The organism is Mycobacterium sp. E136 (assembly GCF_001666865.1).
GTDB lineage: Bacteria > Actinomycetota > Actinomycetes > Mycobacteriales > Mycobacteriaceae > Mycobacterium.
On sequence record NZ_LZJE01000043.1, the window covers coordinates 1 to 2,840 of the forward strand.

The 2,840-nt window shown below is 68.6% G+C and carries 3 protein-coding genes; 2 read left to right on the top strand and 1 reads right to left on the bottom strand.

The window, feature by feature from the left end:
• Positions 1–863 (bottom strand): serine/threonine-protein kinase (locus A5698_RS03365; RefSeq protein ID WP_068293324.1); only part of this gene is annotated, 863 nt, incomplete at its 3' end.
• Between the two features lie 109 nt (positions 864–972).
• On the opposite strand from A5698_RS03365, the gene A5698_RS03370 reads away from it, so the two are divergent.
• Positions 973–1,782 (top strand): lysophospholipid acyltransferase family protein, encoded by an 810-nt coding sequence (locus tag A5698_RS03370; RefSeq protein ID WP_068293329.1) that lies wholly within the window; start codon positions 973–975, stop codon positions 1,780–1,782.
• Between the two features lie 42 nt (positions 1,783–1,824).
• The coding region (locus A5698_RS03375) for an alpha/beta hydrolase (RefSeq protein WP_068293332.1) at positions 1,825–2,840 on the top strand (1,016 nt) is incomplete at its 3' end.

Consider the following 2,840-nt stretch of genomic DNA (forward strand, 5'->3'; position numbering starts at 1 on the left):
TTCGTCGCGGGTCGTGGCGACGCTGCGGGTGCCGGCCCCATCAGCAGCGCGGAGGGGGCGCCGCTCAGCGCGGCCCGCATGTGGTCGGCGCTGCCGAACCGCTGGGTCACATCGCGGGCCATGGCCCGATCGATCGTCGCGGCCAGTGCGGGGTCGACGTCCGGCCGGATCGCGCTGATCGGAGGCGGCGGTGCGTCGAGGATGGCGCGCAGCAGCGCGGCGGGGTTCTCCTGCGGGAAGGGCCGCCGACCCGTCAGCGCCTCATAACCCATCACGCCGACCGCGTAGAGATCGTCGGCCACCGACGCCGGCGCCCCGGCGACCCGCTCCGGGCTCATGTAGGCCATCGTGCCGACGATCTGCCCCGTGGCGGTGAGTGCCGAGCCGGCGGTCTTGGCGATGCCGAAGTCGGCGACCTTCATCGCGCCGCTGTTCGGGGCGATGAGCACGTTTCCCGGCTTGATGTCGCGGTGGACGACGCCCGCGGCGTGCGCACAGGCCAGTGCGCCGAGCACGTCTTGCAGCATCGAGCGGACGCGCTGCGGCGGCATCGGCCCGGCGTGGATGTCGTCCTGAAGCGTCCGCCCGGGCAGGCGTTCCATGACGATGAACGGGCTGCCGTCGTGCTCGCCGGAGTCGTGGACCGCCACGATGTTCGGGTGGTTCAGAGCCGCGGCGGCGCGGGCTTCTCCCTCGAACCGCCGCCGCATGCCGGCGTCGGCGTTGAACGCGGGATACATCAGCTTGATCGCCACCGGCCGATGCAGTCGGGTGTCCCACCCGTCGCGGACCTCGGCCATCCCGCCGCGACCGAGTACACCTCGTAGTTCGTAGCGGTCCGCAAGTAGGTCGCGGCCGTCCATGCGGATAAGGTAGCCGCACCCGCAGAGGGGCAAACGCCTGCCATTTGTCCTGCACAGCGCCGCTCGGCTAAACTAGAACACGTTTCAGTTTTCGATCAGAGGGGGTCCGGTGGCCACCGCCGACACCGAGGCGTCGCAGCTCACCAAGTGGGACCCGGGGCTGACCGAACGCTTCTTCGCCATCACGCGCCCGTTCCTCAAGCGGTACTTCCGGTCCGAGGTGCGCGGCCTGGAGAACATCCCGGCAGGCGGTGCCCTGGTTGTGTCGAACCACTCCGGGGGCATGCTGCCCATGGACGTGCCGATCCTTGCGGCGGACTTTTACGAACACCACGGTTACGACCGGCCGATCTACACGCTCAGCCACGACATGCTGATGGTGGGACCGACCGGCGAGTTCTTCCGCAAGATCGGCTACATCAGCGCCAACCACGAGAACGCGGACCGCGCGCTGCGCTCCGGCGGCCTGGTGATCGTCTTCCCGGGCGGTGACTACGATGTCTACCGGCCCACGTTCGCGGAGAACGTCATCGATTTCGGCGGACGCACCGGTTATGTGAAGGCCGCGCTGAACGCCGGCGTGCCGATCGTGCCGACGGTCGGCATCGGCGGCCAGGAGACGCAGATCTTCCTGTCGCGCGGCACCTGGCTGGCCAAGCGCCTCGGCCCGATCGCGCGCCTGGCCCGGGCGAAGATCGTGCCGATCTCGTTCGGCTTCCCGTTCGGCCTGTCGCTTGTGGTCCCGCCCAACATTCCGCTGCCTTCCAAGATCGTCATGCAGGTGCTGCCGCCCATCGACATCGTCGCCGAATTCGGCGAGGACCCCGACATCGACGAAGTCGACGCACACGTGCGTCAGGTGATGCAGCGAGCCCTCGACGAACTCGCCACCGAACGACGCCTGCCGATCCTGGGCTGAGGATGGTTTCGGAGACACATCCGGCGGATATGACGGACGTCGATGAGTAAACGTCGTTTCCCGCTGCTGCGCGCAGTGGCCGAACTCGCCAACGCCGCCAACGGTGTGCAGCCGCTCGCCCGCGAGGGTTACATCACCCTGCCGGTCTTCGCCTTCGGATGGCCGACCACCGAGGCCGCCCCGCTGTATCTGGGCGGTTCGGTGCTCGACGCCGTGCGGCGCGGCCTGCGGGGCGACTTCCGCGGTGCGCGGGGCCGAATCGCCTTGACGCTCACGGCGATCGCGTGGGCGCTGCTCGGCGTGATCATGTACCGCAACGTGACGTCGAAGCGGTTCTTCGAGGAGCCGTTGCGCGAGGCGCTGGGCGACGACTACGACCGGGTGGCCTCGTTGTCGCAGCCTGTGCGGCGGCACCGGAGGGTCGGAATCGGCATACCCCCGAACGAGTTGTTGCGTCGGCGCTACGTCGAGAAGGCCAACACCGTCCAGTACGGTCCGCACGGCCGCGTCAACCGCGCCGACATCTGGCGACGAGCCGACCTGCCGTGCGATGGGAAGGCGCCCGTGTTGCTGCAGGTGCCGGGCGGGGCATGGGCGATCGGCATGCGCAGACCGCAGGCCTATCCCCTGCTGAGCTACATGTCGGAGCGGGGCTGGGTGTGCGTGTCGATCGACTACCGGGTGAGCCCCCGGAACACCTGGCCGGCGCACATCGTCGACGTCAAACGCGCGCTGGCGTGGGTCAAGGAGAACATCGCCGACTACGGCGGCGATCCCGACTTCGTCGCGATCACTGGCGGCTCGGCCGGTGGACACCTGTCCTCGCTGGCCGCGCTGACGCCCGACGATCCCCAGTGGCAGCCGGGATTCGAGGACGTCGACACCTCGGTGGTGGCCGCGGTGCCGATCTATGGCCGTTACGACTGGGTGTCGGCACGAGGCTCGGGCCGCAAGGAGTTCATCGCCTTCCTGCAGAAGTTCGTGGTGAAGAAGCGCATCACCGAACACAAGCAGACGTACGTCGACGCCTCGTCGATCATGCGTGTGCGTCCCGACGC